Annotated in this window: 22 protein-coding genes and 1 other RNA gene; 11 read left to right on the forward strand and 12 right to left on the reverse strand. The window is 59.6% G+C overall.

Annotated elements, in window-relative coordinates:
* Positions 1-5 precede the first annotated feature (5 nt).
* A complete protein-coding gene (locus AC13QY_RS13980; protein WP_371864913.1) occupies positions 6-893 on the forward strand; it encodes an AraC family transcriptional regulator in 888 nt (295 codons plus the stop codon).
* A gap of 16 nt (positions 894-909) precedes the next feature.
* Here AC13QY_RS13980 and AC13QY_RS13985 read toward each other — a convergent pair whose 3' ends face one another.
* The 4 genes from AC13QY_RS13985 to AC13QY_RS14000 all read right to left on the reverse strand — a co-directional run bounded on the left by AC13QY_RS13985 (position 910) and on the right by AC13QY_RS14000 (position 3,783).
* Positions 910-1,635, reverse strand: coding sequence for an amino acid ABC transporter ATP-binding protein (locus AC13QY_RS13985; RefSeq protein ID WP_113230542.1), 726 nt, complete (start codon positions 1,633-1,635; stop codon positions 910-912).
* A complete protein-coding gene (locus tag AC13QY_RS13990) occupies positions 1,613-2,272 on the reverse strand; it encodes an amino acid ABC transporter permease (protein ID WP_113390627.1) in 660 nt (219 codons plus the stop codon). The genes AC13QY_RS13985 and AC13QY_RS13990 overlap by 23 nt, the downstream gene beginning before the upstream one ends.
* Positions 2,269-2,940: an amino acid ABC transporter permease gene (locus AC13QY_RS13995; protein ID WP_145632634.1), complete on the reverse strand. Its 672-nt coding sequence runs from the start codon at positions 2,938-2,940 to the stop codon at positions 2,269-2,271. Before AC13QY_RS13995 ends, AC13QY_RS13990 begins: the two co-directional genes overlap by 4 nt.
* A 63-nt stretch (positions 2,941-3,003) precedes the next feature.
* Positions 3,004-3,783 carry a transporter substrate-binding domain-containing protein gene (locus tag AC13QY_RS14000; protein ID WP_246661092.1) on the reverse strand — a complete coding sequence of 260 codons (780 nt, stop codon included), beginning with the start codon at positions 3,781-3,783 and terminating at the stop codon, positions 3,004-3,006.
* A gap of 345 nt (positions 3,784-4,128) precedes the next feature.
* On the opposite strand from AC13QY_RS14000, the gene AC13QY_RS14005 reads away from it, so the two are divergent.
* Together AC13QY_RS14005 and AC13QY_RS14010 are read left to right on the forward strand one after the other, a co-directional pair.
* Entirely contained in the window at positions 4,129-5,541 is a 1,413-nt protein-coding gene (locus AC13QY_RS14005; protein ID WP_145632642.1) for an FAD-binding oxidoreductase, read from the forward strand.
* A 226-nt stretch (positions 5,542-5,767) separates the two neighbouring features.
* A complete protein-coding gene (locus tag AC13QY_RS14010; RefSeq protein WP_145632645.1) occupies positions 5,768-9,478 on the forward strand; it encodes an AsmA family protein in 3,711 nt (1,236 codons plus the stop codon).
* An 81-nt stretch (positions 9,479-9,559) separates the two neighbouring features.
* Here the strand turns inward: AC13QY_RS14010 and AC13QY_RS14015 are convergent, their stop codons facing one another.
* The 4 genes from AC13QY_RS14015 to ssrA all read right to left on the reverse strand — a co-directional run bounded on the left by AC13QY_RS14015 (position 9,560) and on the right by ssrA (position 11,128).
* Positions 9,560-9,772, reverse strand: a complete 213-nt coding sequence (locus tag AC13QY_RS14015; protein WP_069612828.1) for a ribbon-helix-helix domain-containing protein — start codon at positions 9,770-9,772, stop codon at positions 9,560-9,562.
* 104 nt (positions 9,773-9,876) lie between these two features.
* Complete coding sequence (locus AC13QY_RS14020; RefSeq protein WP_113332950.1) at positions 9,877-10,071, reverse strand: DUF4169 family protein; 195 nt, start codon at positions 10,069-10,071, stop codon at positions 9,877-9,879.
* Positions 10,072-10,126: 55 nt separating this feature from the next.
* Positions 10,127-10,639, reverse strand: a complete 513-nt coding sequence (locus AC13QY_RS14025) for an SspB family protein (protein ID WP_113333137.1) — start codon at positions 10,637-10,639, stop codon at positions 10,127-10,129.
* 118 nt (positions 10,640-10,757) lie between these two features.
* Positions 10,758-11,128, reverse strand: a transfer-messenger RNA (tmRNA) gene (gene ssrA / locus AC13QY_RS14030).
* Positions 11,129-11,311: 183 nt separating this feature from the next.
* Between ssrA and AC13QY_RS14035 the strand changes: the two genes are divergently transcribed.
* Positions 11,312-12,232, forward strand: coding sequence for a thymidylate synthase (locus AC13QY_RS14035; RefSeq protein ID WP_145632648.1), 921 nt, complete (start codon positions 11,312-11,314; stop codon positions 12,230-12,232).
* Positions 12,233-12,303: 71 nt separating this feature from the next.
* Here AC13QY_RS14035 and AC13QY_RS14040 read toward each other — a convergent pair whose 3' ends face one another.
* Positions 12,304-12,825 (reverse strand): GNAT family N-acetyltransferase, encoded by a 522-nt coding sequence (locus AC13QY_RS14040; RefSeq protein ID WP_113352058.1) that lies wholly within the window; start codon positions 12,823-12,825, stop codon positions 12,304-12,306.
* A 277-nt stretch (positions 12,826-13,102) separates the two neighbouring features.
* Between AC13QY_RS14040 and AC13QY_RS14045 the strand changes: the two genes are divergently transcribed.
* The 6 genes from AC13QY_RS14045 (at position 13,103) to AC13QY_RS14070 (ending at position 19,356) form a co-directional block, all read left to right on the forward strand.
* Positions 13,103-13,669: a helix-turn-helix domain-containing protein gene (locus AC13QY_RS14045; RefSeq protein ID WP_113352001.1), complete on the forward strand. Its 567-nt coding sequence runs from the start codon at positions 13,103-13,105 to the stop codon at positions 13,667-13,669.
* Positions 13,670-13,770: 101 nt separating this feature from the next.
* The gene (locus AC13QY_RS14050; protein ID WP_113352059.1) at positions 13,771-14,607 is read left to right on the forward strand and encodes an NAD(P)-dependent oxidoreductase; all 837 of its coding nucleotides are present in this window, start codon (positions 13,771-13,773) and stop codon (positions 14,605-14,607) included.
* Positions 14,608-14,712: 105 nt separating this feature from the next.
* On the forward strand, positions 14,713-15,231 hold the full coding sequence (locus AC13QY_RS14055) for a dihydrofolate reductase (protein ID WP_113352002.1): 519 nt from the start codon (positions 14,713-14,715) through the stop codon (positions 15,229-15,231).
* Positions 15,232-15,394: 163 nt separating this feature from the next.
* Complete coding sequence (gene hflK, locus AC13QY_RS14060; RefSeq protein WP_113352003.1) at positions 15,395-16,513, forward strand: FtsH protease activity modulator HflK; 1,119 nt, start codon at positions 15,395-15,397, stop codon at positions 16,511-16,513.
* Positions 16,513-17,451: a protease modulator HflC gene (gene hflC / locus AC13QY_RS14065; protein ID WP_069612488.1), complete on the forward strand. Its 939-nt coding sequence runs from the start codon at positions 16,513-16,515 to the stop codon at positions 17,449-17,451. Before hflK ends, hflC begins: the two co-directional genes overlap by 1 nt.
* Positions 17,452-17,643: 192 nt before the next feature.
* Positions 17,644-19,356, forward strand: a complete 1,713-nt coding sequence (locus tag AC13QY_RS14070; RefSeq protein WP_488493602.1) for a DegQ family serine endoprotease — start codon at positions 17,644-17,646, stop codon at positions 19,354-19,356.
* Between the two features lie 3 nt (positions 19,357-19,359).
* Here the strand turns inward: AC13QY_RS14070 and AC13QY_RS14075 are convergent, their stop codons facing one another.
* The 3 genes from AC13QY_RS14075 to serB are packed head-to-tail and all read right to left on the reverse strand — an operon-like array spanning position 19,360 to position 21,422.
* Positions 19,360-19,938 (reverse strand): GNAT family N-acetyltransferase, encoded by a 579-nt coding sequence (locus tag AC13QY_RS14075; protein ID WP_113332956.1) that lies wholly within the window; start codon positions 19,936-19,938, stop codon positions 19,360-19,362.
* On the reverse strand, positions 19,935-20,498 hold the full coding sequence (locus AC13QY_RS14080; protein WP_113332957.1) for a GNAT family N-acetyltransferase: 564 nt from the start codon (positions 20,496-20,498) through the stop codon (positions 19,935-19,937). The genes AC13QY_RS14075 and AC13QY_RS14080 overlap by 4 nt, the downstream gene beginning before the upstream one ends.
* Before the next feature lie 33 nt (positions 20,499-20,531).
* Positions 20,532-21,422 carry a phosphoserine phosphatase SerB gene (gene serB / locus AC13QY_RS14085; RefSeq protein WP_488493603.1) on the reverse strand — a complete coding sequence of 297 codons (891 nt, stop codon included), beginning with the start codon at positions 21,420-21,422 and terminating at the stop codon, positions 20,532-20,534.
* Here serB and miaA point away from each other — a divergent pair.
* On the forward strand, positions 21,421-22,317 hold the full coding sequence (gene miaA / locus AC13QY_RS14090) for a tRNA (adenosine(37)-N6)-dimethylallyltransferase MiaA (RefSeq protein ID WP_488493604.1): 897 nt from the start codon (positions 21,421-21,423) through the stop codon (positions 22,315-22,317). The two genes, serB and miaA, sit on opposite strands and share 2 nt — an antisense overlap.
* Position 22,318: the final 1 nt, after the last annotated feature.

Raw genomic sequence — 22,318 nt, forward strand, 5'->3', positions numbered from 1 at the left:
CTTTCATGCAGTCTGGAAATGGGACATTGCACGAGGATGTAGCCGGACAGATCTTCGAGGGTCTTGAACATTTGTGCGTGACACCGGAGGCCAACCGCATCCTGTCTGCGCCTGCCTATCCGGGCATCGAACGCATCCAGGCGCAGTTTCGTGGCGATGCCTTCGAACTGCATCGGCACGATACCTATGCGCTTGGCGTCACCATGCGCGGCGTGCAGACATTCCGTTATCGTGGCGAACAGCGCTACAGCCTGCCGGGGCGGGTGATCATTCTTCATCCGGACGAACTGCATGACGGCGGGGCAGCGACCGAGGACGGCCTCGTGTACCGGATGCTGTATCTGGAACCGTCGGTGCTGTTTCAATGCCTTGAGGCGGCGCGTGTCGGCCTGCCTTTCGTCGATGATCCCGTGGTGGAAGACAATCGTCTTGCCGGCCTGTTGCTGGCGGCGCTTGGCGAGCTCGATCGTGAGCTGGATGAGCTCTTCGTCGACGATTTCGTTTCGCGGCTCACCGACGGACTTGTCCAGCATGCCCGTTTGCCGCAACGGCGCTTGGGCAGCATTGCGTGGGGGCAGGTGAAGATTGCGCGAGACTATCTCGAGGCGCATGTCACACGAGGTGTGCGCTCGCAGGAATTGGAGCGCATCACCGGTCTCGATCGCTTTGCGCTTGCGCGGCATTTCCGCGCCGCCTTTGCAACAAGCCCGCATCGGTTCCTGCTGATGCGGCGGCTGCAGCAGGCGAAGGCGATGATCGGCGCGGGAGAGTCGATCGCGGAGGTGGCAGCCGTAACCGGCTTTGCCGATCAGAGCCATCTGACCCGGCATTTCAAGAAGGCGTTCGGCATTGCTCCAGGTGCTTGGAACAACATGGTTCAAAGAACCGGTTAGCGGGACTTGTCGGCTCTCAATGAATGCCGAGGAACTGCTTGAGCTCTGGGGTTTGCGGATTGGCGAAAACTTCGCCGGGCGGTCCGATTTCGTGCACGCGGCCCTGGTGCATGAAGACGACGCGCGAGCAGACGTCGCGGGCGAATTTCATCTCATGGGTCACCATCAGCAGCGTCATGCCTTCGCTTGCCAGCTCGCGCACGACGGCGAGAACTTCCGCGACCAGTTCCGGGTCCAGTGCGGAGGTGATTTCATCGCAGAGCAGCGCGATCGGCTGCATGGCAAGTGCCCTGGCGATGGCGACGCGCTGCTGCTGGCCGCCGGAGAGCTCATCCGGATAGGCGTCGAACTTGTGCCCGAGGCCGACACGGTCGAGCATGCGCCGCGCCATGGCCTCGGCTTCGGCCTTGGCGGTCTTCTTGACGACCATCTGGGACAGCATGACATTGCGTCCCGCGCTCAGGTGCGGGAAAAGATTGAATTGCTGGAAGATCATGCCGACCTTCAGTCGGAGGGCCTTCAAATGCAGATCGTCGGGCAGGAGCTGTGCGCCCGCGACGGAGATCGAGCCGTCATTGATCGTTTCCAGGCCGTTGATGCAGCGCAGCAGCGTTGACTTTCCCGAACCGCTCTTGCCGATGATGGCGATGACTTCGCCGGGCTCGACATCGAGGTTGATGCCCTTCAGGACTTCGTTGGTGCCGAAGCTCTTGCGGACTTCAGTGATTTCGATGAGCGACATTGAGCTTCCTCTCCAGGATCTGGCTGCTTTTTGACAGCGGCCAGCACAGGGCGAAATAGATGAGCGCGACAAAGCCGTAGACGGTGAACGGCTGGAAGGTCGCATTGGTGATGACGGTGCCGGCCTTCGATAGCTCGACGAAGCCGATGATGGAGGTCAGGGCCGTGCCCTTGACGACCTGCACGGAGAAGCCGACGGTCGGCGGCACGGCGATGCGCAGCGCCTGGGGCAGGATGACGTAACGCATCTGCTGCAGATAGCCCATCCCCAGACTGGCCGAAGCCTCCCATTGCCCCTTGGCAACAGCCTCGACGCAGCCGCGCCAGATTTCGGTCAGGAAGGCTGATGACCAGAGGGTGAGCGCGACGCCGGCAGCCAGCCAGGCCGGCACGTCGATCCCGAAAAGCCCGAGACCGAAGAAGGCCAGGAAGAGCTGCATCAGCAACGGAGTGCCCTGGAACAGCTCGACGAAATATCTGACCGCAATGCGGCCGGCCTTTGCCTTACCGATCCGCAGGAACAGCAAGATTGCGCCGACGATGGCACCGCCGGCGAACGAGACGAGCGACAGCAATACCGTCCAGCGCGCGGCCAGCAGCAGGCCGCGCAGGATATCCCATGTGGTGAATTGGATCATTGGCGGACCCTGCGTGGAAAGATCATCTTGCCCACGACCGCGAGTACCTGTCGAAGCAGGATCGCCAGCGCGAGGTAGATCGCCGTGGAGACGAAATAGGCTTCGAAGGCGCGGAAAGAACGCGATTGAATGAAGTTTGCCGCGAAGGTCAGATCTTCGGCGGCGATCTGCGAGACGACCGAAGAGCCGAGCATAACGATGACTACCTGCGATGACAGGGCCGGCCAGATGCGCTGCAGGGACGGAACGAGGACGACATGCCGGAAGGTTTCGAACCGGGTCATGGCCAGGCTGGCGCCGGCTTCGAATTGCCCGCGCGGCGTTGCCTGTATGCCGGCGCGGATGATCTCGCAGCTATAGGCGCCGAGATTGATGATCATCGCGAGATTGGCAGCCGTCATCTCGTTCATCTGCACGCCGATGCCGGGCAGGCCAAAGAAGATAAAGAAGAGCTGGATCAGAAACGGCGTATTGCGGATGAGCTCGACATAGGCAGCGACGAAGGGTTTGAGCCACCCTGGACCCAGTGCTCGCGCCCAGGCGCAGGCGATCCCAAGGAGAATGCCAAGCACAGCGCCGATAAGGGTCAACTCCACCGTGACGAGAACGCCCTTGATCAGCGTGGGATAGTATTCGGCCAGCCAGCCGAAATCGAAATGATAGCGCATGGGAGAAAGCCCTGCTCGGACCGATCACGCCGCCGAATGACGGTACGATCGGTCCTGCGTTGATCAGAAGCCGGTCGGCAGGTCGGCGCCCAGCCACTTCTGCGACATCTTGTTCAGCGTCCCGTCCGCCTTGGCGGCGGCAACGATGTCGTTGACCTTCTTCTGCAGCGCCGGCTCGTTCTTGTTCAGGCCGATGAAGCAGGGGGAGTTGGTGATGAGGAATTTCATCTCGGGCTTCTTCGGAGGGTTCTTGGCGAGAATGGCCGCCGCGACAACGTTGCCGGTCGCAACCAGCTGGACCTGTCCGGACAAGAAGGCGGAGATGGTGCCGTTATTGTCCTCGTAGCGCTTGATCGTCGCGTCCTGCGGCGCGATCTTGGTCAATGCCAGATCCTCGATCGCGCCGCGGGTGACGCCGATCGTCTTGCCGGAAAGGTCTTCCGCCTTTGTTGCCGCGACATCGCCGGGGCCGAAGACGCCGTTGAAGAAGGGCGCGTAGGCTTCAGAGAAATCGATGACCTTTTCACGATCCGGATTCTTGCCGAGGCTTGAGATCACCAGATCGACCTTGTTCGTCTGCAGATAGGGAATGCGGTTGGCGCTGGTGACGGGAACGAGTTCCGTTTTCACGCCGAGTTTTTCGCCGATCAGATTGGCCATATCGATGTCATAGCCCATGGGTGCCATGTCCGTGCCGACGCTGCCAAAGGGCGGAAAGTCCTGGGGGACGGCGACGCGGAGTGTGCCGCGCGAGGCTATGTCGCTCAAGGCATCCGCCCGAGCTGCGTCAGGGGCGGAAACCGACCCCATTGCGAGCATCGCAATTCCGAGTGCCATGAGCATTTGTCTGCGCTTCATCGAATGTCCTTCCAATCGTGGCTATGTGAAAGCTGAAAGGCGATAGGCAAGACATATGCCAGTCGACGGAAAACTGCGTCGCGGTGTTATGATCTGGATGAAAGTGAATGCTCGGTGATCGTTGAGTTGGTGTTCTGATTAAAATATAGGCAAAACTCTGCCGCGATGCTTTTTCCTACCAACCGATTGTCGTACCTTTGATCAATCGCACAAAACTTGAACTTATGCGCGATAGCGGTTCACTTTCATCACTGGACAGCGCCGCCCCAAATGCCCCATAGAACCGGGAGGGGTTAACGCCCTGGACGACCGCGATGGGAGATTCGGACTATGGTTTTGGCTGATGCAAAGGCGGGAACACGCAACGAGGCCGGCATATCCGCCGTTCTCGGTATTCTGAAGCAGGCCTTCGGCGAGCGGTTCCAGACCGGCGAAAGTTTTCGCGCCCAGCACGCCCACACGACCACTTATATCCCATCGCAGCTGCCGGACGGCGTGGTCTTTGCCGAAACGAGCGAGGATGTGCGGACTGTTGTCAAGGCATGTGCCGAACATAAGGTTCCGGTCATTCCTTTTGGCACTGGATCTTCGCTGGAGGGACAGGTGAATGCGCCGCAGGGCGGCATTTCCATCGATTTCAGCCGCATGAACCGCATTCTCGAAGTCAATGCCGAGGATCTGGATTGCACGGTCGAGCCCGGCGTCACCCGCGAGCAGCTTAATACCTACTTGCGCGACACCGGCTTATTCTTTCCGATCGATCCCGGCGCCAATGCCTCGATCGGCGGCATGGCATCGACGCGCGCGTCGGGCACCAATGCCGTGCGCTATGGTACGATGAAGGACAATGTTCTGTCCGTGACCGTAGTGACCGCCAATGGCGAGGAAATCCGCACCGCCCGACGCGCCAAGAAATCATCCGCCGGTTACGATCTGACGCGGCTTTTCGTCGGCGCCGAAGGCACGCTCGGCGTGCTGACCTCGATCACGTTGCGCCTCCAGGGCATTCCGCAGAAAATCGCCGGCGGCGCCTGCGCTTTTCCGGATATCAAGGCTGCGTGCGATGCGGTCATCATGACCATCCAGATGGGTGTTCCGGTCGCGCGCATCGAACTGCTCGATGCCATGCAGATGCGGGCCTGCAATCGCTATTCTGGTCTGACCTATGACGAGAAGCCGACGCTCTTCCTCGAATTTCATGGCACCGACGAAACTGTTGCGCTGCAGTCGGCGCAATTTGCCGAGATCGCAGCCGAATGCGGCGGCGGCGAATTCCTTTGGACAAGCAATGCGGAAGAGCGCAACAAGCTCTGGAAAGCTCGACATGACGCCTATTGGGCCTGCCGGGCGCTGGCGCCGGAGTTGGCTGCGCTATCGACCGATGTCTGCGTGCCCATCTCGCGGCTTGCCGAATGCGTCGCAGAAACCCAGGCCGATATCGAGGCGCACGGCCTGCTGGCACCCATCGTCGGCCATGCCGGCGACGGCAATTTCCATGTGCTCGTCTTGTTCGACGACAAGACGCCGGCAGGTATCGCCGTTGTCGAGGAATTCGTCGCGCGCCTCAACGCGCGTGCGCTCGCCATGGATGGCACCTGCACGGGCGAGCACGGCATAGGGCAGGGGAAGATGGCGTTTCTGGAGCAGGAACTCGGCGATGCGGTCGATCTGATGCGTCAGATCAAGGAGTCGCTCGATCCGGATGCCATTTTCAATCCAGGGAAGATATTCCGCAGGCACTGAAAGATGGAATATTTTCATGATGTTGGCTTGCTACGGCCGCGAATGGCGCTAGGCTGCATCCGCACTTTTCCGGTTTTTGCCATGAAAAGCCACCGATATGCGCTAGATGGGGCATATCTCCCGAAAAGAGCTGCTGTAACAGGCGGAGATCGGGTAGAACCATGCATATGCGCTCTGACAAGCGACGCCTGCATGTGTTGGGAATGAAGATTGGAGACGATACGCGTTGTTAGGTAGGGTCCTGGTTTTTCTGGGTGGATTGCTCGTGGTGGTGCTGTTCGTGGCGCTGCTCGCTCCGCTCTTCATAGACTGGACCGATTTTCGCAAGAACTTCGAGGATCAGGCGAGCCGCATCATCGGCAAGAAGGTGACCGTTCACGGCACGGTCGATGCCCGCCTTCTGCCGTTTCCGTCGGTAACGCTGCACGATGTCCGTGTCGGCCAGGAGGCTGATGGCACACCGCTGGTGCAGGTGGCTGAATTCTCAATGGATGCGGAACTTGCGCCTTTCCTTTCCGGGGAAGCGTTGATCTTTGATATGCGGGTGTCCAAGCCCAAGGTACGGCTGCGGCTGCTGAAGGATGGCACGCTTGACTGGATGCGCGGCAGTCAGCCGGAAATTCCCGCAAAGTCCGTCGTGCTCGAAAACGTTCATGTCGAAGACGGCGACATTCTCTTCATTGACGAGCAGACGGGCAGGGCCCGGCATGTCACGGGCCTGAATGCCCAGATGTCGGCCAGATCGCTTGCCGGCCCCTGGCGTATCGAGGGCGATGCGGCACTCGACAACGAGCATGGCAATTTCACTGTTTCCAGCAGCCAGCCTGACGACAACGGCGTCCTGCGTGTCCGCACCCGGCTGATGCCGGATCGCCATCCGCTGAATGTCGATCTCGACGGCGAATTGAAACTCGTCAACAGCAAGCCCGATTACATGGGCTCCTTCACAGCCGGGATCAACGATAAGCAGACGCGCGATTCCGCCGACCAGAAGGCGCAGCCCCGCATCAAGGGCCGTTTCGAGCTGACGAATGACCGCATTCGCGTTCCCGAATACCGTCTCGAAGTCGGCGCCGATGACGATCCCTATGTCGTCACTGGCGAGGCGACGCTGGATACGGGGTCCAAGCCGGAATTCCTGCTGACGGCCGACGGCCAGCAGATCGACGTCAATCGTCTCGGCAACAATAAGGGCACCAATGGCAAGACCAATCGCAACCCTGCAATCTCGGCGCGTCAGCGCCTCAACACTCTGATTGCGATCGCGGCTGAAATCCCGGTGCCACAGGTTCCCGGCAAGGCGACCTTCCGCCTGCCGGCGATCGTCGCGGGCGACACGACCATACGCGACGTGCAGCTCGATCTCGAACCGGCGGGAACGGGATGGAAGATCGATCATGCGATCGGCACGATGCCCGGTCGCACGCAGGTCGAAGCGCGCGGCAATCTGATGCTGATGGGCGAGCCGAATTTCATCGGCAATCTGGTTGTCGCATCCAACCAGCCGTCGGGATTGGCCTCGTGGCTTGTAGGGTCCGTCGACCCGGCGATACGCCAGCTGCGTCAGGCCGGCTTCTCTGCCGATGTCAGCCTGAAGCATGATGAACAGCGCTTCGAAAATCTTGAGATTGCAATCGGTTCGGCCACGCTGAAAGGCCGGATCGATCGTCAGAGCGGGACAGACAAGGCCCCGCCAAAGCTTGCGGTCGACCTGATCGGCGATGCCCTCGACCTAGACGCACTGAGGGCGCTCACGGGGCTCTTCACAGGTCAGGATACGGGGGAATCCCTCTTTGATCATCGGATCACGGCGCATCTCCAGGCCGGAAAATTCATGGCATTCGGCGTGCCGGCGGAGAATGTTGATACGTCCTTCTCCGTTGCCAACGGCGCTCTGACGATCGATAAGCTCTCGGTGCACAATGTCGCCGGCGCCGAAATTACCGCAACCGGCCGCGCCGACGGCTCGCCTTCCGACTACAAGGGATCGGGCGAGATCACCTTCAAGGCTGCCGATCCCGGGCCGTTCTTCGAAATGCTGCGCCAGCATTTGCCGCATCATCCCGTCATGGACCGGTTGGTGCGCAATGCCGCATGGTATGGAAACACTGCTCTTCGCGGGGCGGTGACGCTCGGCGGGGATCAGGACAATGCGCTGACGGTGACGCTTGCCGGCGTTTCCAACGGTAGCCGCGTCAATTTCGATTATCGCATGTCCGATCTTTCGGCGTTCACGGGCAAGGGCACCACGACGCTCGAGGGAACGCTGGAAAATTCGGTGACGTCGATCCTGTTCGGCCAGGCGGGTCTCGATCCGTTGCCTGTCGAAGCCGATGCCAACGGTCGTCTGACGCTGAAAGTGTCCGCAAGCGGCACCGATCCGGCGGATGCCGCACTCACCTTTGCGACCGACAAGACATCGTTTACCGCAAACGGCAAGGTGGATGTCCGTCCCGCCACCTTCCTCAATGGCAACATAACGCTGTCGCTCGAAAGTGCTGATATCGATCCTTATTTCGTGATGAACGGCATCGGCGTTCCACAGATGGGTGCCGGCTTGCCGGTGAAGTTCCAGGCCAATGCCGCACTGAACCCGGACAAGATCGTGTTTTCGGACATGAAAGGGTTGTTCGCCGACAACAACATGTCCGGCACGCTGACCGTTGATCGGAAGGCGCCGAATCTCAAGGCGTCGGGCGAATTGTCGCTCGACAAGGCGGATCTCGACTGGCTGGCGGAAGCCATCTACGGGCCGATAAGCGATCCGAAAACAGGCACTCTGAACCAGGATAAACTTGGGCTGCCTGCCTTCACCGGAATGGATATCGGCGTCAAGCTTTCCGCAAAGCAGGTATGGCCCGGCATATTCGGTCCCATTTCGAATTTCGCCGCCAATGCGACCTACAAGGGCGAAGAATTGCGGCTTAACGATCTGACGGGTGGCTGGAACGGCGGCACGCTGACCGGCAGCGCAATGTTCGCCAATTCCGACGGTACCGGCCTGCTGCAGACGAAGCTTAGCCTGGCCAACGGCGATCTCGCCGCTGTCGCCTGGCAACGTGACGGTGCGCCGCTTGCCACCGGTCGCTTCGGCCTTGCGATGAATGCCGAAGCGAGCGGCAAGAGCATTGCCGACCTTGCGGCCAATGCCAGCGGTTCGGGTGAAATGAAGCTCGGCGAGACGCATGTGCGTGGCCTCAATCTCTCCGTCATGCCGCCGCTCCTCTCGGCGACGGATCAGATTCAGGGTGATATCACTGCCGCCAAGGTGCTGCCGATCGTGCAGACGCTGCTCAACAATGGCGAAGCGGTCCTTCCGGCGACGAGCATTCCTTTCAACATTTCCGCCGGTGTGATGCGGGCGACCAATATTGCCGCCGGCAACGATCTGGCAAAGCTTTCGGGCAATGCCGAAATCAGTCTGCCGGATGAGCGTATGCGCGGCTCTCTTGGCATCGATTTCAACGCCGGCTCAGAAGCCCAGAGCGGGGCGGAACCGGCCTTGCGCCTCGATTTCGCCGGCCCGCTAGCCTCCCCGGGCCGGACAATGGACGTGACGGATGTGACCAGCTTCCTGTCGGTTCGGGCATTCGAGCGTGAACGCCGGCGTGTCGAGCGCCTGCAGGCCAATGTGCTTGAAAAGCAGAGGCTGCGGCGTGAAGTGGCGCTGTACAAGTATGTTGCAGGCATGCGCGAGGCTCAGCGCCAGCGCGATGCCGCTATCGAGCAGCAGCGTCGTGCAGAAGAAGAACGGTTACGCAATTTAGCCCAGCAAGCGGCCACCCAGAAGCAGGCGGAGGAAGAGGCGCGCGCCAAGCAGGCGGCGGAGGAAGCGGCCAAGGCCAAGGCGGCGGCCGAAGCTCGAGCCAAGGCCGAAGCGCAGCATCCGCCGGCGGGACCTCTGAATTTCAATGAACTGCCGGGAGTTGCCCAGTAAACAGGGCGGTTGTGGATCGATCCACATCTGGTAGGTGAGGCGCAGCGCTCACGATATCGTCGTGAACTCCTCTGCAGCCATTCAGTTGCGATCCTTCAGCCATCTGAGGACATAGAGGCGAAGTGCCGAGGAGAGATTGCTGCCGGCTTCGCGCCCGTCGTCGATCTCGGAAATCAGTGCTGCGAGCGACATGCCGCGCGCGCTGGCGATAGCCTTCAGTTCTGTCCAGAAGGCATCTTCAAGGGAAAAGCTTGTGCGATGGCCATGCAGCGTCGCGGAATGTTTGCGGATCATCGGCGGATCGATCAAAAATCGGAAATGGCGGGATATTTCTGAAAGTGATTCAAAATGCGGAAGTAAGCAACTGATTTCTGAAGTTTTTTATCTCGGGGTCTAAACTAGTCTTCGGTCTTCTTGGTTTCGATTCGCCCGGCCTCGTGCGTCTTCTCGGCCTTTTCGTTAAGCGCCGACGTCAGCTTCTTCTCTGCCTTGGTTCGCCCGAAGGCGATGCGGTTCTGCTCCGCTTGCTTTTCCTTGTCCGAGCGGGCCTGCTTTTTGCGAAACTGGCGCAGATTGACGATTTCGGCGCTCATCGATCTCTTCCGTTACCGATACGAAAAAAGGAAGCGAATGCTTCCCCTCCAATGCCTACTGCTTCTTGCGGAATGCGTCGAGGGAGACGACCGATCCCGGCTTTTTTTCTTCGCCTTCCTTGGCTGCCGCCGCCGGCGCTTCCTCGCCTTCGGCCGGTACCGGATAGGCCGTAATCTCGCTGGAGGAGGTTTCCTCTTCCTCGTCAGCCAGCGGCACGTCGAACTCCAGCTCGAAATTCACCGATGGGTCATAGAAGCCGCGGATTGCGTTGAAGGGGACGACCAGTTTTTCCGGAACGTCGGAGAAGGAAAGGCCGATCTCGAATTGGCTTTCGCTGATCTTCAGGTCCCAGAACTGGTGCTGGATGACGATGGTCATCTGCTCGGGATACTTCGCCTTCAGGTGCTGCGAAATGCGCACACCCGGAGCGCCGGTCAGAAAAGTGATGAAGAAGTGGTGATCACCGGGCAGGCGGCCTGTAGCGGCGACCTCGGTCAGCACCTTGCGGATCACTCCACGCAGGGCGTCCTGTGCCAAAATGTCGTAGCGGATATGATCCTGCCCCATGCTTTCCTGTCTTTCGTTGGCCATGTTTTTTATAGGCTTATGCCACGCTGAACGCCGCCGGAAAAGCCCTATGCGCGAGTCACCGCCTGTCGATCTATAATATAGCACTGGAGAAGAAGGTGAAGGCTTCTGTTGCCAGGTGCCTTCGAACCCCGCCTAAGAGTGCGACCCCTTAGGACTTTATTTGAAGTGTCACACCGCGATTAAGCAGCGAGACGAGCTTCCGCATAGTTGTCGTTTGCAACTACAATTTTAGCCCGATAACGGCGGTACAATGCCGAGCGAAAAGTCGATCTTTACACCCTTGTCGATCCTGTTTCGCCCCCATCAAAAGCCGGTCTGACGCCAGTCTTGCCGGCCGGTTTTTGGTGGAGGCGCCGGGTACCGCCCCCGGGTCCAATAGGTTTATTACACCGCTCATTTATCGCCATAGCCGGCCCGAAGACCGGCAAAGCTGATATAGTGTTTTCCGCCGGCGAAGGGAAGGGCAATTGTCATAATTACGTCGCGGAAACATCGGTTTGTCCGCGAAGCTCAGAGATTTACCTGAATTACGTTTCCCTGCGGTTGGTTTCACAGCGGCTTGTCATTAAAATTGCGAAAAAGGAATCGGCGGGCTGCCGTTCGGGCAAGCCTTACGGCTGGAAATTTCAAGCGATTTCGGAGCAGAAGATGGCTCGTCACCCAGAGTATCAATATCTCGACCTGATGGCGCACCTGCTCGAGCACGGCGATCGCCGGATCGATCGCACCGGCGTCGGCACCTTGAGCGGCCTCGGCGCGATGATGCGATTCGATCTTTCGAAAGGGCAGATCCCGATCTTCACGACGAAACGCGTCTACTGGAAGCTCGCCGTCAAGGAGATGCTCTGGTTCCTGACCGGCGACACCAATATCCGCAATCTGCTGAAGGAAAATGTGCGGATCTGGACCGACTGGCCGCTCGCCAAATATCGCAAGGCCACGGGCGAAGAGATCGATCAGGTTGCTTTTGAAAAGCGTATCCTTGAGGACGAGGCCTTTGCTCTGCAATGGGGCGATCTCGGCCCGGTCTATGGTAAGCAGTGGCGGCAATGGCGCGATGCCGAAGGCCGGGTGCATGACCAGCTCGCCGCTGTTATCAAGGATCTCAAGACCAATCCCAGCAGCCGCCGCATGATCTTCCACGCCTGGAATGTCGGCGAGCTTGCCGATATGGCGCTGCATCCTTGCCACATGGTCTATCAGTTCCACGTATCAAACATCTCGGCTGAAGGGGGCAAGCGCCCGCGTCTCAGCCTGATGGTCTTCCAGCGTTCGTGCGATTTGTTCCTCGGCAATCCCTTCAACATCTGCCAGCAGGCGGTTTTGCTCGCCATGGTCGCGCAGCAGGTCGATATGGACATGGGCGAGCTGGTCTGGTCAGGTGGCGATGTTCACCTCTATCTCAATCATCTGGATGCCATTCGCGAGCAGCTCAGCCGTGAGCCGAAGCCATTCCCGACCTTGCGCCTGCTGCGCCATCCGGACAGCATCGATGATTATCATATCGAGGATTTCGAGGTTCTCGGATATGAGCCGCACGCGGCGATCGCGGCTGAAGTTGCGGTTTAGGCGTTTCGGCCGGCAACGCCGGCGAGAATGAGTTTTGGCACCGTAATCGGCATTATCCCCATGCCTGCAGGTTATGGTTTGGGATCGGGATCGACGCGTTCGTCCAGCAGCAGCTGCAGGAAGGCGAGATCCAACCACCGCCCGAACTTCGTGCCGACCTGCGGGAGGAGGCCGACCTGCTGGAAGCCGAGTTTTTCGTGCAGCCGAATGGAGGCGACGTTGCCGGCCTCGATGCCTGCGACCATCGCATGTTTGCCGATCGCCCGGGCACGCTCGATCAGCTCCATCATCAGCGCCTTGCCGATGCCGCCGCGATATTGATCGTTGCGCACGTAGACTGAATGCTCGACCGTGTGCCGATAGCCGTCAAAGGCACGCCAGTCGCCGAAGGAGGCATAGCCGACTACTTCCCCATGCTCATCGGTTGCGACCAGCACGGGATAGCCGAGCTTATGCCGGTCCTGCAGCCATTGTCTGCGGTTGGCAATATCGACCTGCGTCTCGTTCCAGATTGCGGCGGTATTGGCGACGGCGTCGTTATAGATCGCGGTTATGCCCGCGAGATCTTCGTCCCCCGCATCGCGAATTTGCATCGGCAGCTCCATAGGGCATCCACTAAATCGGATAGATGTCTTTGTTACTCTATCCTGTCATACATCGATTTCCATATCTGTCTATTATATTATTACAAATATCAGGCGGATAAAAAGCGCCGGGCCGGCTCGCGATGAATGCCGGAATTCTCAAGGTTACACGGCTTTGAGGAATGTTCGACTGTTCTTCCGTGCTATGAAGGCTCGTATGAGGTCAGGTTTCGGATGTGCAGGGCGCTAATTGTCAGCTCTGTGGAAGTCCACTATATTAAAACGCATGCCTCACCTTGATGATATCGACAGGCGCATAGGCGCACGCATTCGCATCGAACGGGAAAGCCGCGGCTGGTCGCTGACGGAGCTGGCGGACCGCTCTACCGTATCCCGTGCCATGATCCATAAGATAGAGCGCGGCGAAAGCAGCCCGACGGCGACGTTGCTCGGCAAGCTTTCCGGTGCCTTCAGCCTGAGCATGTCGACCCTGATGGCGCGTGCGGAGATGCAGCAGGGCCGGTTTCTCCGGAAGGAAGAGCAGCCCGTCTGGATTGATCCGCAGACGGGTTATGAGCGCAGGCACGTTTCCCCGAAGTCGGACCTGCCGCTCGATCTCGTCCGCATCGAATTGCCTGCGGGCGCGGTGGTTCCAATGCCCGCGTCGGCTTATGCCTTCATGCGGCAGCTTATCTGGGTGCTGGCGGGACGGCTAACGTTTCTCGAGGGAGATACGAAGCACTCGATGTCGGCGGGCGATTGCCTCGAACTCGGTCCGCCGACGGATTGCGTCTTCAAGAATGAGAGCTGCGAGCCCTGTATTTATGCCGTCCTCGTGCTTCGTAACGCCTGAGGGGCAGCGCTAAACTTAGCGTTACCACAAGGCATTATGCTCGTCCGGCCGGACGATAGGCGATATGCTGCCGTCTTCCTCGATCGGAGAAGGAGTTGGCCGTGGAGATCGCAGTCATCGGAGCTGGCGCAATGGGAAGTGCCATTGGCCGGCGTTTGGTCGAAAACGGGGCGAGGGTGCTCACCTATCTCGAAGGACGTTCGGCTTCGACTGTCGAGCGGGCGAAAGCAGCCGGCATGCAACCGGTCGATCTGGCCGATGTTGCCGCATCGCGTCTCATTCTTTCTATCGTTCCGCCTGCTGAAGCAGTGGCCGTCGCCAGGCACATTGCCGGCGAGCTTCGGCGGAGCGGAAGCAAGACCACATTCATGGATTGCAACGCGATCTCGCCGAAGACGATGGCGGAGGTTGCGGCGATCTTCGGCGGCGATTGTGGCGTAGTTCTCGACGGCTCCATCATCGGCGGTCCGCCGAAACCGGGCCAGAAGGGACCGAAACTCTATGTAAGCGGCGATACAGCGAACGACAGCAGCGTGCTTGCGGATCATGGGCTTCAGGTCCGCCGCATCGATGGGGCAATCGGCGCGGCCTCGGCATTGAAGATGTGCTACGCCGGCATCAACAAGGGTGTGACGGGCCTTGGCACGGCCATGCTGCTTGCGGCGATCCGTTCGGGTGCCGATGCCGCCCTGAAACGCGAACTTCAGGAAAGCTTGCCGGATCTCGATGCGAAATTCGTCCAGGGAATTCCGGATATGTATCCGAAAGCCTATCGCTGGGTCGCGGAGATGGAGGAGATTTCCGAATTCCTCGGCGAGGACGATCCAGCTGCCTTGATATTCAAAGGTATGGCCGGGCTCTATCGGAGGATGGCCAATGATCGAGAAGGCGGGGCCGTTTTGGCCGACCAACTCGATAAATTGAATAGTGGCGCCTGATACCGGGCCGTGGCAGGTGCGTTCCATCTGCCGTTGCGGCCATGATGATATAAAGTCGTCGGACCGACTCGCATTGGCGTCGGTGAGGCAGACTGAGGGAGACGCATGACCCAGCCGATCAAAACCATCGTCGTTGCCGTATCGCGCAACGGCATCATCGGGCGCGAAGGCGATATGCCCTGGCGGCTGTCATCCGATCTCAAGCGCTTCAAGGCGATGACGCTCGGCAAACCCGTAATCATGGGTCGCAAGACGTTCCAGTCGATCGGCAAGCCGCTGCCGGGCCGGCCGAATGTCGTTATTACTCGGGATACCGATTTTGTGGCCGAGGGAATAATGGTGGCGCACTCGCTCGATGAAGCGATCTCGGTTGCGTCGCATCTGGCGAATGAGAGCAATGTCGACGAAATCTGTATCCTCGGCGGTGGCGAAATCTATCGGCAGGCGATCGGTCTGGCAGACCGGCTGCTGATCACCCATGTCGAGGCGGACGTAGAGGGCGATACGTCCTTTCCAAAGATCGATCCCGGCATCTGGCAGGCGGACAGCGAGCTTGCCGTTCCGGCTGGAGAAAAGGACACTTATCCGACGCGTTTCGTTCGCTATTTCAGACGAAAAGCATAAGAGCTGCCCCCAAAAAGCAAATATTTTCCAATGAATCCGACGAACTTCCTGAAGTCGCGTTGAAAGCAGGTGCTTCGATACCTATAACGGGAAACAATCGCTGCCACCCGCGAATTTCGTGGGCGTGGCGCGATATCGGGAGTCAACAAACAAAGAGGTTTTGATGCCTTGGAGCAATCAGAATGGCGGCGGCGGTGGCCCATGGGGCGGCGGTGGCGGCGGAAATAATCAGGGACCCTGGGGGCAGGGACCGAACCGGCCGCGAGGCAGCGGCGGGCCACCCGACCTTGAGGATATTATTCGCCGCGGTCAGGACCGATTGAAAGGTTTCGTACCTGGTGGCTTCAATGCGGGCGTCGTACTCATCATCATCGCAGTGATTGCCGTTTTCTGGCTGATCCAGTGCATCTATACCGTGCAGCCGGACGAACGTGGCGTTGAGCTGCGCTTCGGCAAGCCGCGCGAGGAAGTCTCCATGCCCGGCCTGCATTTCCATTTCTGGCCGATGGACCGCATCGAATTCGTGAAGGTCACCGAACAGCAGCGCAATATCGGCGGCCGCTCCTCGGCCGGTTCGAATGCTGGTCTGATGCTGACGGGCGATCAGAACATCGTCAACGTGCAGTTCTCGATCCTCTATACTGTGACCAACCCGCAATCCTACCTGTTCAATCTCGAGACCCCCGACGAGACTTTGCAGCAGGTTGCGGAGAGCGCTATGCGTGAGGTCGTTGGCCGCCGTCCGGCTCAGGACATCTATCGCGACAAGCGTCAGGAAATCGCGACCGAGGTCAGAAGCATCATCCAGGATACAATGGATCGCTACGGCTCCGGTATCTCCATCAACGCTGTTCCGATCGAGGATGTCTCGCCGCCGCGCGAAGTAGCTGATGCATTCGAAGAAGTGCAGCGTGCGGAGCAGAACGAAGACCAGCAGGTGGAAGAGGCCAATCAATACGCCAACCAGAAGCTCGGTCAGGCCCGCGGTCGCGCGGCTCAGATCCGCGAAGAAGCGGCTGCCTACAAGGACCGTATCGTGAAGGAAGCGCAGGGCGAGGCGCAGCGCTTCATCTCAATCTACGACGAATACGTCAAGGCGCCCGAAGTCACGCGCAAGCGTCTGTTCCTGGAAACCATGGAGTCCGTCATCGGCAATTCCAACAGCATCATCATCGACGACAAGCAGGGCGTCGTGCCTTACCTGCCGCTGAACGAAGTCGGCAAACAGTCCACGATGCCGGCGGGCAAGCCCGCTGCTGCAACTCAGCCGGAGGCCAAATAATGACATCCAGCCGTTTGCCAGCCATTCTTATCGCGCTCGCGGTAGTGCTGCTGCTTATTTATTCGTCGGTGTTCGTGGTCAACGCGCGTGAACAGGCGATCGTCCTGCGCTTCGGCCAGATTCGTGACGTGAAGACGGAGCCCGGCATCTACTTCAAGCTGCCTTTCGCCTTCATGGATGCCGATCGCGTCCAGTATGTGCAACTACAGGAACTCCGCTTCGATCTGGACAACATCCGTGTCCAGGTCTCCGGCGGCAAGTTCTACGAAGTCGATGCCTTCGTGGTCTACAAGATCATGGATGCGCGCAAGTTCCGCGAGACCGTCTCGGGTGATCGCGATGCGGCTGAATCGCGTCTCAGGACCCGCCTCGACGCTGCTCTGCGTCGCGTCTATGGTCTGCGTGGTTTCGAAGCGGCGCTTTCCAACGAACGTGCTGCGATGATGACGGAAGTACGCAACGATCTGCATCGCGATGCGGAATCACTCGGCCTTAACATTGAGGACGTCCGGATACGCCGCACGGACCTGTCTCAGGAAGTGTCGCAGAACACTTACGACCGTATGAAGGCCGAGCGTCTGGCGGAAGCCGAGCTGATCCGCGCGCGCGGTAACGAAGAGGGCCAGCGCCGCCGGGCAGTTGCTGACCGTCAGGTCGTCGAGATCGTTGCCGATGCGCAGAAGGATTCGGAAGTGCTGCGTGGTGAAGGCGAAGCTGAGCGCAACGCCATCTTCGCGGATGCCTCGAAGCGCGATCCGAACTTCTACGAGTTCTATCGCTCGATGGCGGCTTACAATAAGGCGCTCGCCTCGGGTGGCAAGACGCTTGTCCTGCCGCCGAACCAGTCTGACTTCTTCAAATATTTTGACAGTCCTGCCGGTTCCGCACCCAATTCCGGGGCGCCGGCACTCGCCAATCCGACGCCGCCTGCGAACTGAGGCGTCATACATTGAAACGAAAGGGCTGCCTCAGGGCGGCCCTTTCTTTATGACGGATTGTATCACCTTTCGCCTGCAAGCATCGGCAGCGAGGAGCTTCGGGGATTTCTCAAAAAGGTGATTTCACGCTTCATCATTCCGCCTTATGTTGATGCTTATACGAGTTTTCCCCTATCGTGATGAGGATGCCTGATGGCTTCGACCAATCGCCTGCCTTTCAGCCGTTCGTTTGCCTTGCTTGCAAGCATCGCATTGATTGCCGGCCCCGTTGCGGGCGTCACCGAACAGGCTTATGCGCAGACGCAGAACAGCGGTGCAGCCGCAGGTGCCCAGCCGCCGACCGCGACCAACAATCAGACGCCGCCGGCAGCATCTCCAACGGTCACGACGAACCCGGCCATGAATGCCGGCCCGGCATCGGTTGCCGATCTCGCTTCCGGATTGCTCGATGCGGTCGTCAATATTTCCACGTCGCAGAAGGTCAAGGATGAGGGGAATGGGCCGGCGACGCCGAAGGTGCCGGACAATTCGCCCTGGCAGGATGAGTTCAACGATTTCTTCAATAACAAGAAAGACGACGACAGCAATCGCAAGGTGAGCTCACTCGGCTCCGGCTTCGTCATCGATCCCTCAGGCTATATCGTCACCAACAATCACGTCATTGAAGGCGCTGACGATATCGAGGCGATCTTCCCAAACGGCACAAAGCTGAAGGCCAAGCTGATCGGAACGGATACGAAGACTGACCTTTCGGTCCTCAAGGTCGAGCCGAAGCACCCGCTCACGGCGGTCAAATTCGGCGATTCCTCCAAGATGCGGATCGGCGACTGGGTGATGGCAATCGGCAATCCCTTCGGCCTCGGCGGCTCGGTGACCGTCGGCATCGTCTCGGCGCGTGGCCGCAACATCAACGCCGGCCCCTACGACAATTTCATCCAGACGGATGCGGCGATCAACAAAGGCAATTCCGGCGGTCCGCTCTTCAACATGAAGGGCGAGGTGATCGGCATCAACACCGCCATCATCTCCCCGAGCGGCGGCTCGATCGGTATCGGCTTTGCCGTCCCGTCCGAACTGGCTGAGGGCGTCGTCAATCAGCTCCGTGACTTCGGCGAGACGCGCCGCGGCTGGCTCGGCGTGCGCATCCAACCGGTCACGGACGATGTCGCCAATAGTCTCGGTCTTTCAGAAGCCAAGGGAGCCCTTGTGGCTGGTGTCATCAAGGGTGGCCCTGTCGATAACGGCTCGATCAAGGCGGGCGATGTCATCCTGAAGTTCGACGGCAAGGATGTGGACGAGATGCGCGATTTGCCGCGTGTTGTTGCGGAAAGCCCCGTCGGTAAGGAAGTCGATGTCGTCATCTATCGCGATGGTAAGCAGCAAACCATCAAGGTGACGCTCGGTCGACTGGAGGACAGCGATCAAGCGGCAGCGGCAAGCGCTGACAAGAACAAGAAGCCGCAGCTTGCGCCTGATGACAAGGGCAACAGTGACGGCGTCATCAATCCCGACCAGGGAGACGATGGTGACGACGACAGTATGGATGGACAGGATCAGGGCGGCGACCCGCAGCAATCACCGCAGGCTCAGCCGCCAGTTCAGGCGACCTCGAATATTCTCGGAATGAAGCTCTCGACGCTGACTGCCGAAAACCGCAAGAGCTTCGGCATCGCCGACAGTGTCGATGGCGTCGTCATCACCGAAGTGGCACCAGGCTCGGCAGCCGCGGAGAAGGGGCTGAAGCCTGGCGACGTCGTCGTTGAGGTCGCGCAGGAATTTGTCCAGACTCCGAGCGCTGCCTCGGAGAAAGTGGCTTCACTGAAGCGGGAAGGCCGCCGCAATGCGCAGATGATGATTGCGTCTCCGAACGGTGACTTGCGTTTCATCGCCGTCGCGCTTGAGTAGAATTCAGCTCCCGGTCTGCATCGCGTGCTGCGCCCGCCACTCTGCGGCGCTCAGGCGGTAGACCACATGGCGCTTCAGATGCGGATGCGTCTCCGGAATTTGCGGATGGTCGAAATCGCAGGCCGGATGAGGGTGTATGCCGATCTTGCGCATCACGGCCAGGGCGCGCGTATTGTCATGAACCGCAACGGACAGGATTTCTTCGAGGTTCAGCGCGGTAAAAGCGTGGTGCACAAGAGCCATGCCGGCCTCGGTCGCATAGCCCTTGCCCCAATGGCGCGCCGATATCCGCCAGCCGATTTCCACTGCATCGCGGGGCAAATGCGGCTCGAGCTGCACTCTAGACAGGCTGCAGAATCCGGCTGCCGTGCCATCAACCCTCAAGACCATGGTGAGAAGCTCGAAGCCGGGTTCCGGCGTTCCGTTCCGGATCATGGAAAAGATGGTGTCGGCATCTTCGCGGCTGCGGGCAAAGGGGAAGAATTCGAGGACGGCTGGGTCCGAGCTGAGTTCATAAAACAACCCACGATCCTCTTCCGCGCAGGGGCGCAGGATCAGTCGAGCCGTTTCGATCGGGGTCATTGCCGGGAGCGCCACTGAGCTGCCGTCAGTCGGTAGAGGACGTGGCGCTGCAGATGTGGATGGGTATCGGGCACATTGGGGTGGTTGAAATCGCCGCCCTCGACGCGATGCATGCCGATCCGCTCCATGACAGCGGTCGACCTGACATTGTTATGCACGGCGAAGGAAACGATCTCGTCAAGACCGTGCCTTTCGAAGCCGTGAGCAAGAAGCGCCCGCGCCGCCTCGCTGACCAATCCCTTGCCCCAGTGCCGCGCCACCAGCCGCCAGCCGATCTCGACGGTTCCGATCGCGACGAACGGTTCCAGATGATCGGTGCGCACCAGTCCGCAATAACCGATTGCCTCGCCGCTGGCTTTGAGCTCCAGCACATAGAGACCGAGCCCGGTTTCCGCGATCATCGACTGGACGCGATCGAAGAAGGCGTCCGCTTCCGCGCGATTGCGGCGAAACGGGAAGAATTCCATGACCGCCTCGTCGGAATTGATCTCCAAGGCCAGGTCGCGATCCCCTTCGCGCCAATTGCGAATGATGAGGCGTTCGGTTTCGGTAATGATCATCTGCGGTCCCCGAGCTCGGCGATTTGCGCTGCTCTATGGTTTGACGAAGTCCGTCTTGCGGTAGCCCTGGATATAGAGCAGGGCAGTCAGGTCACCGTGGTCGATGCGCATCCTGGCCTGCGCCGAAACAGTTGGCTTGGCATGGAGCGCGACGCCGGAACCGGCAAGCTGCAGCATACCGAGGTCATTGGCGCCGTCGCCGACGGCCATGGCGTCATCGGTGGATATACCGAGCTTTTCGGCGATATCGTTCAGCGCGTCCACCTTGGCCTGCTTACCGAGGATGGGCTCTTCGACGAGGCCGGTCAGGATACCCTTTTCTTCCAGCAGGACATTTGCCCGATTCTCGTCGAAGCCGAGGGTGGCGCCGATCCTGCTGGTGAAGACGGTGAAGCCGCCGGAAACAAGGGCGGCGTAATAACCCTTCGCCTTCATGGTGGCGATGAGTTCGGGGCCGCCCGGCGTCAGCGTGATGCGCTTGGCGATGACATCGTCGACAACGGAGAGCGGCAGTCCCTTCAAGAGAGCAACGCGCTCGCGTAGCGCCGGCTCGAAGGCGATTTCCCCATTCATGGCGCGGGCGGTGATATCGGCAACTTTCTCCTTGAGGCCGACTTCGGCAGCAAGCTCGTCGATGCATTCCTGGCCGATTATCGTAGAATCCATGTCGGCAATCAGCAATTTCTTGCGGCGGGTTTCGGCTTGCTGGATGACGAGATCGATAGGTTCGCTGCCGATCACCGCCAGTATATTAGCCTCTGCTGCCTCGATATCGGTGTCGTCGCGAAGCGCGATATCGCAGGCAATGCCGTCGGCCAGCCAGTAGAGCCCGGATGCCTTGACAGCATCAGCCGCCTGTTCGGCGATGGCCGGAACGAGAACGGGGTTTGACGGATTGGCAATAAGCGTGGCAACGAAGGCCATGAGCAGAAACCCTATAAGCAATATCGACGCGATCCTGATAACCGGGCCGACCGCCAGCGGCAAGTCCGCACTGGCGGTAGAATTGGCCCGTTCGCATGATGGCGTCGTCATCAATGCCGACAGCATGCAAGTCTATGATACCCTGCGCGTGCTGACCGCACGGCCCTCCGAGGCCGATATGGAGGGCATTCCACACCATCTTTACGGCCATGTCCCGGCGGGGCAGGCCTATTCGACCGGCATCTGGTTGCGCGAGGCAGACGCTTTGGTCGAGCGCCTGCGCGTCGAGGGCAGAATGCCCGTCTTTGTCGGTGGCACCGGCCTCTATTTCAAGGCGCTGACGGGCGGACTGTCCGACATGCCGGAAATTCCGCCTGGTATCCGCAATCATCTCCGCAGCCGGCTGGTGGCGGAAGGGGCGGAAGCGCTGCATCGTGAGCTTGCGGAGCGCGACGCCGCCGTTGCCGAAATGCTGAACCCGCAGGACGGGCAGCGTATCGTTCGCGCCCTGGAAGTGATCGAAGCGACAGGCCGGTCCATCGCCGCTTTTCAGGGGAAGAACGGGCCAATGGTCATCGATCCCGACCGTGCACGAAAGATCGTGGTTCTGCCTGAGCGCGCTATTCTGCACGAACGCATCAACAGCCGTTTCGAGAAAATGCTGGCTATGGGAGCGGAAGAGGAGGTGAAGGCTCTGTTGGCATTGGATCTTCCACCGGAAATGCCCGTCATGAAGGCGATCGGGGTCGCGCAGATTGCCGGGATGCTGAAGGGGGAGATGACACGTGTCGAGGTCATCGAAACCGGATCTGCTGCGACGCGGCAATATGCCAAGCGGCAGATGACCTGGTTCCGCAATCAGATGGACGAGAGTTGGGAGCGTTTGAGCCCGTAGT

The organism is Martinezella sp. CNPSo 3795, from assembly GCF_057784475.1.